This is a genomic window from Collinsella sp. LCP21S3_C7, assembly GCF_052118485.1.
Taxonomy (GTDB): domain Bacteria; phylum Actinomycetota; class Coriobacteriia; order Coriobacteriales; family Coriobacteriaceae; genus Collinsella.
The window spans coordinates 1-5,868 of the sequence record NZ_JBQKHC010000035.1 but is presented as its reverse complement, the minus strand read 5'-3'; the positions used below and the strand labels follow the sequence as shown (position 1 = coordinate 5,868).

The 5,868-nt window shown below is 57.5% G+C and carries 5 protein-coding genes and 1 tRNA gene; 1 reads left to right on the top strand and 5 read right to left on the bottom strand.

Translation table 11 applies throughout. The features are described 5' to 3' along the window. Positions 1 to 212: 212 nt before the first annotated feature. The 4 genes from ACTQ1E_RS08670 to ACTQ1E_RS08655 all read right to left on the bottom strand — a co-directional run bounded on the left by ACTQ1E_RS08670 (position 213) and on the right by ACTQ1E_RS08655 (position 3,028). The gene (locus tag ACTQ1E_RS08670) at positions 213 to 1,199 is read right to left on the bottom strand and encodes an acyltransferase family protein (protein WP_441565867.1); all 987 of its coding nucleotides are present in this window, start codon (positions 1,197 to 1,199) and stop codon (positions 213 to 215) included. A gap of 75 nt (positions 1,200 to 1,274) precedes the next feature. Further along, positions 1,275 to 1,351, bottom strand: a tRNA-Arg gene (locus tag ACTQ1E_RS08665). Between the two features lie 52 nt (positions 1,352 to 1,403). After that, positions 1,404 to 2,171, bottom strand: a complete 768-nt coding sequence (locus ACTQ1E_RS08660; RefSeq protein WP_441565865.1) for an ABC transporter ATP-binding protein — start codon at positions 2,169 to 2,171, stop codon at positions 1,404 to 1,406. Between the two features lie 11 nt (positions 2,172 to 2,182). Further along, complete coding sequence (locus ACTQ1E_RS08655; protein ID WP_441565863.1) at positions 2,183 to 3,028, bottom strand: ABC transporter permease; 846 nt, start codon at positions 3,026 to 3,028, stop codon at positions 2,183 to 2,185. Positions 3,029 to 3,188: 160 nt separating this feature from the next. Between ACTQ1E_RS08655 and ACTQ1E_RS08650 the strand changes: the two genes are divergently transcribed. Beyond that, positions 3,189 to 4,160 carry a glycosyltransferase family 2 protein gene (locus tag ACTQ1E_RS08650; RefSeq protein WP_441565861.1) on the top strand — a complete coding sequence of 324 codons (972 nt, stop codon included), beginning with the start codon at positions 3,189 to 3,191 and terminating at the stop codon, positions 4,158 to 4,160. 102 nt (positions 4,161 to 4,262) lie between these two features. Here ACTQ1E_RS08650 and ACTQ1E_RS08645 read toward each other — a convergent pair whose 3' ends face one another. Then, positions 4,263 to 5,717, bottom strand: coding sequence for a sugar nucleotide-binding protein (locus tag ACTQ1E_RS08645; RefSeq protein ID WP_441565859.1), 1,455 nt, complete (start codon positions 5,715 to 5,717; stop codon positions 4,263 to 4,265). Between the last annotated feature and the right edge of the window lie 151 nt (positions 5,718 to 5,868).

Genomic DNA, 5,868 nt, shown 5'->3' with positions numbered 1-5,868 from the left:
CCAGCCCCAGCTCCCGGGTCGCCCGGTGAAGGCGAGGAAGAAGGGCGTGAAGGGAGCGAAGAGCGTTGCTGCCTAGGCTAGCCCCTTGTCACACAAACTACCGAAGCCTCTAAAATCAAGCAATCGAGTCAAAGCCCAGCACGAATTCGCACCTCAAAACCCTTTCAAAATAGCGGGAGGCGGCTCTCAAAAAGACCGTCCGCCCGCTGTCATCATGCCTTCTTGATCACATAAGCCAATCCAATATCGCAGGCACAGCGTACGATTGAAGCAAAGAACCACGATGCTGGCAGCGTCATAAGCAGAGGCATCGTCTGCCAAGGGATAAACCAATCAACCGCATGGATTGCGAAGATGGCAAGGCTGGCCTGCCCGCAAAACACGAGTCCTAGCTCAAAAGCCCTCAAAACCGGCACGTCTTTCAACTTCTCCAACGCCATCGAAACCCAACAGACGCAGTAGCTACCCGAAACAGCAGCAACCGTCGCAACAACAAATCCATCCACGCGGCGACTCGAAAGCTCAAGCCCACTCAGCGCGGCAAGGATAAGCCAAGCGACACCGGCTCCAATAAACAGAAGAGGCTTGCACACGCTCGGCTCCAGCCCCCTCTGGCGCGCCGTATACCCAACCCACATCAGCAAGACAATGTAGCAGCTCAGATCCAAATCGAGTGGCAGGTAAACACCAAAATAGCGAGAGACGCTCAAACCGCAAAAGGCAATCGCGGCACAGACAACGCCCTGCCAAACAACCCCAATCCCGCGGCGGTCAAACAACCGCACGAGCGCATTAAACAGCAGGCGCGACGTAAACAGCGCCGCTAGAAACCATGCCATGCCAACGGCAGCAACGCCAAGCCCGGGCACATCAACGCCCGAGGCAAACACAAGCGTCTCGAGCCCGCCTGCAAGTGTACCTCCCGTCAACGGAGCGCCGCTCATCAAGAACGTCGGCACCTGCCACGCCAGTGCAAGAACCACATACGGCACCAGCAGGCGCGACACCGAACCACTCAGCAGCTCACGCCACGGTTTCGGCCTAAACGTATACCCGGCAAGAATAAAGAACACCGGCATGTGAAACGAGAAGATCGCGTGCCTCAAGGGAGAGGGATTTGGGACGGTGTGCCCCACAATGACCAGAATAATTGCAATCCCCTTTACAATATCGATCCAGTCGAGCCTTTTGCTTCCCATAGCGAACCCTTCAAAACCGCAGCACACAAGACGAAAAAAGCCCAGACCACCAAGCGGCCCGGGCTCAATAAACGATGGTGCTCCATGGCGGATTCGAACCGTCGACCTTGGGATTAGAAGTCCCCTGCTCTATCCAACTGAGCTAATGGAGCAAATAACCGCACGCTCAACCAAATAAATCAGCCAAGCGGCTGTAATTATAACCTAGTTGAACTGCTCGCGATACGCCTTGCAGACCTCATCAACCGGTCCGTCAATGCGAAGGTCACCCTTCTCAATCCAAACGGCACGCTGGCAGATGCGCTCAACCTGCTCCATGGAGTGCGAAACGAACAGAACTGTCACGTCGCCGCTCTGGATAAAGTGCTGAATGCGGTCCTCGCACTTCTGCTGGAAGAACACATCACCGACGGACAGCGTCTCGTCAACGATCAGGATATCGGGCTCGGTGATCGTCGCGATTGCAAAGGCGATACGCGCCACCATGCCCGAGGAGAAGTTCTTAAGCGGCATATCGACAAAGTTCTGCAGCTCAGCGAACTCGATAATGCCGTCAAAGTTTGCGTCGATGAACTCCTTGGTATAGCCGAGCAAGGCGCCGTTCAGATAGATGTTCTCACGGGCGGTCAGCTCGGGGTCAAAGCCGGCACCAAGCTCAATCAGCGGCGCGATGTTACCGTGCACCTTAACGCTGCCCTCACTGGGCTCGAGCACGCCGGCGATAATCTTGAGCATCGTGGATTTGCCGGAGCCGTTGGTGCCGACCAGACCCACAACCTCGCCACGATGAATATCAAACGAGATATGCTTAAGCGCCCTAAACTCCTCAAAGAACAGCTCGTGCTTTGCGAGCTTAATAAAGTACTCCTTGAGGTTGGTCAGCGACTCGGACGCCATGTTAAAGATCATGGTGACGTCGTCGACCTCGACAGCCAGAGGCTGCTCGCTGTAATCAACAACAGATTCAGTCATCACAGCACTCCTTAGATGTAGAGGATAAATTTGCGCTCGGACTTATGGAACACGGTGTAGCCAATAACAAGCGCAAGGGCAGCCCAAGCGACGCACATACCAAACGTCATAAGCGAGGGCGTAGTCTGGAACAGGAAGATATCGCGCATAAACTGCAGATAGTTGTACATGGGGTTCGCGTAAACCAAAATACGAACAAGATAAGGCATCTGAACGATAAAGTCGGTAGTCCAGAAGATGGGCGTAATGTAGGTCCATGCCGTGATGACGACGCTCCACAGATGCATAACGTCGCGGAAAAAGACCGTAAGGGCTGAGAGCATCATGCCCAGACCCATGCAGAAGCACATAAGCAGCAGCAGGCAAACCGGCAACAGAATAAGGTGCCAAGAAGGCATAACACGGAACCACAGCATAACAATAGCTACGGCGACCAGCGAGAAGCCAAAGTTCACGAGTGAGAAAAGTACCTTCTGCACCGGAAAAACCCAACGGTGCACTTTAACCTTCTTGAGCAGCGGAGCCGCACCTACAATGGACGTCAGCGCCTGGTTCGTGGACTCGGACATGACGGCAAAGGTAACGTTACCTACGATCAAATACAGCGGATACATTTCGGGCGTAATCGAGCCATTGCGGCCCTGGGCGAAAATCGTCGAAAACACGATGGCCATGACGATCATCATCAGCAACGGGTTGAGCACCGACCATGCGACGCCCAGAACGCTACGGCGATACTTGATCTTAAAATCCTTGGTAACCAGCTGACGAAGGATAAATGCATCCTTCTCAAATTCGTTCTTAGCAAACGTCGCAGGCAGACTGCGAGTTTCTTGTTGCTTTGTCTGATCCGACACGGATGCAACTCCCTTACTCGTAATCGTTGACAAATGAACAGTATAGACCCGACGGCCATGCAAAAGATTCGCGCAGCAAAACTGGAGAACTAACCCACATCTAAGGATGTCAGACGCAAAAGGCTATACTTTCTAGGATTGAATGTATAAGGAGCATTGAGTGAATTCTGAATCCATCGCCGTCATCATCCCTTGCTACAACGAAGCTCTCACGATCGGTAAGGTCATCGACGACTTTCACCGCGAGCTTCCGCAGGCGACGGTCTATGTTTATGACAACAACTCGTCGGACGATACCTCACGCATCGCCACCGAGCACGGCGCCACGGTCCGCTTTGAGCCCCGTCAGGGAAAAGGCAACGTCTGCCGTCAGATGTTTCGCGATATCGATGCCGATTGTTACCTGATGGTCGACGGGGACGACACCTACCCCGCCGAGGCGGCTAAGGCCCTCTGCGAGCCCATCCTTAACGGCACGGCCGACATGACCGTAGGCGACCGCCTTTCCAACGGCACCTATGCCGAGGAAAACAAGCGCGCCTTCCATGGTTTTGGCAACAACCTAGTTCGCGCCATGATCAAGTGGATCTATGGTTACAGCTTCGATGACGTCATGACGGGCTATCGCGCAATGAGCCGCCCGTTCGTTAAAACCTTCCCTGTGCTTTCCGAGGGCTTCCAAATCGAAACTGAGCTCTCAATCCACGCCGTCGACCACCGCTGGCGCATCAAAGATGTGCCCATCGAGTACCGCGATCGTCCCGAGGGTTCCGAGTCCAAGCTCAATACCGTGAGCGACGGCATTAAAGTCGTTGCGATGATCGGTACGCTGTTCAAAGACTACCGCCCGCTGAAGTTCTTCAGCCTCGTCGCACTTCTATTCGCGATTATCGGCCTGGCTTTGGGCATTCCTATCTTTGTTGAGTACTTTCAGACCGGTCTAGTCCCGCGCTTCCCCACTGCCATGCTTGCTGCATCGTTTATGTTCCTCTGTGGTCTGAGCCTTGCAACCGGATTCATCCTGGATTCTGTAGCAAAGGTCGAAAAAAAGCAGTGGGAGGTCAACGTGTACAGCAAGTACGCCTACAACGACCAGCCCGGCAGGTCCGCAACCACGCCAAGCGAGAGGTAGATCTTCCGCAGAATACTATTGGCACCACTGCGCAGATAGCCACCAACAAGAAAAGCCGCCGTTAACAAGCGGCGGCTTTTTCTCTCGTAAATTAAATAGAGACTAGAGCGTCTTGAGGTACTCCCCCAGCTCTTCCTCCCAGTCGGGCATGTGGAAGCCGACCGACTCGAGCTTTGACAGGTCCAGCGCGGAGTGCACCGGGCGTGGGGCGACGGGCCCCTCGGCGCCGGCGTAGTAGTCGGCGGTGCTGACCGGGACCACTTTGTCCCCGTTGCCGTTGGCGGCCTCGAAGACGGCGCAGGCGATGTCCGCCCAGGACTTCACGGCGCCGGAGCCGGTGCAGTTATACGTACCGTAGGGGGAGTGCGTCCCCAGCACGTGGAAGATGGCCTCGGCCATGTCGCGCGTGAAGGTCAGGCGGCCCAGCTGGTCGTCAACGACCGTGACCTGAGTGAGCTTGTCCTCCGGGTCAGCAACGCGGTCGGAGAGCGCCTTCATGGTCTTGACGAAGTTGTGGCCCTCGCCGATGACCCAGCTGGAGCGCATGATGTAGTGGCGCGGGCAGCCGGCCACGGCGATGTCGCCGGCGGCCTTGGTCTGACCGTAGACGGAAAGCGGGCTGAAGGGCTCCTCCTCGGTGTGGACCTCGGCGGTGCCGTCGAAGACGTAGTCGGAGGAAACGTGGACGAGGGTGATCCCGTGCTCGGCGCAGATGCGGGCGAGCAGCGCCGGCCCCGTCGCGTTCGCCTTCCAGGCGGTCACGCGGTCCTCGGGAGTCTCGGCCCTGTCGACCGCCGTGTAGGCGCCGCAGTTGATCACGGTGCCGTAGAGCGACCAGTCGTACTGCGCGTAGGACTCCGGGTCGGACATGTCGAAGGTGTCGATGTCGCAGAAGTCGAAGTCCCTGGCGACGCCGCACTCCTCGGCCAGCGCGCGGACCGCACGGCCCAGCTGGCCGTTGCAGCCGGTGACGAGGATGCGCTTCGGAGCCATGGGGACGACGTCGGCGAGCATCGGGTGGTTGAGGTCGGCCTCGGATACGGTGGCCTCATCGAGCGGGATGGGCCACTCGATGGCGAGCTCGGGGTCGGCGAGGTTCACGAACGTGTAGGTCTTCTTCAATTCAAGGGACCAGTGGGCGTCCACCAGGTAGGTGTAGGCGGTGCCGTCCTCCAGGGCCTGGAAGGAGTTGCCCACGCCGCGCGGTACGTAGATGGCCTTGCTCGGATCCAGCGTGCAGGTGAACACCTTACCGAAGGTCTCGCTGCCCTCACGAAGGTCCACCCAGGCGCCGAAGACCGAGCCGCGGGCGACGGAGATGAACTTGTCCCAGGGCTCGGCGTGGATGCCGCGGGTGACGCCGCGGCTGTCGTTGTAGGAGATGTTGTTCTGGACGACCTTGAGGTCGGGGATGCCCAGAGCGGTCATCTTGGCGCGCTGCCAGTTCTCCTTGAACCAGCCGCGCGAGTCGCCGTGTACGGCGAGGTCGACGACCTTCAGGCCCCCGATGCCGGTCTCGGTGACGGAGAGGTCCTTCTCGAATGCGATGTCTGCCATGTGGGAAAAGCTCCTATCGACGATACGGTGGTTGCGGGCGTCCCGTGCGGGCCGCAGGGTCAAACCCATTGCCAGCCGTGCGCACCGGTAGCCCCATAAGGGCGGCGGGGGGGCAACATCCCCTGGGGGCGGTTCCTAGGCAACGTGGGCT

Coding starts and splice junctions, on each gene's coding strand:
- ACTQ1E_RS08670 (WP_441565867.1), bottom strand. CDS start 1,199: ATGGGAAGCAAAAGGCTCGACTGGATCGATATTGTAAAGGGGATTGCA.
- ACTQ1E_RS08660 (WP_441565865.1), bottom strand. CDS start 2,171: ATGACTGAATCTGTTGTTGATTACAGCGAGCAGCCTCTGGCTGTCGAG.
- ACTQ1E_RS08645 (WP_441565859.1), bottom strand. CDS start 5,717: ATGGCAGACATCGCATTCGAGAAGGACCTCTCCGTCACCGAGACCGGC.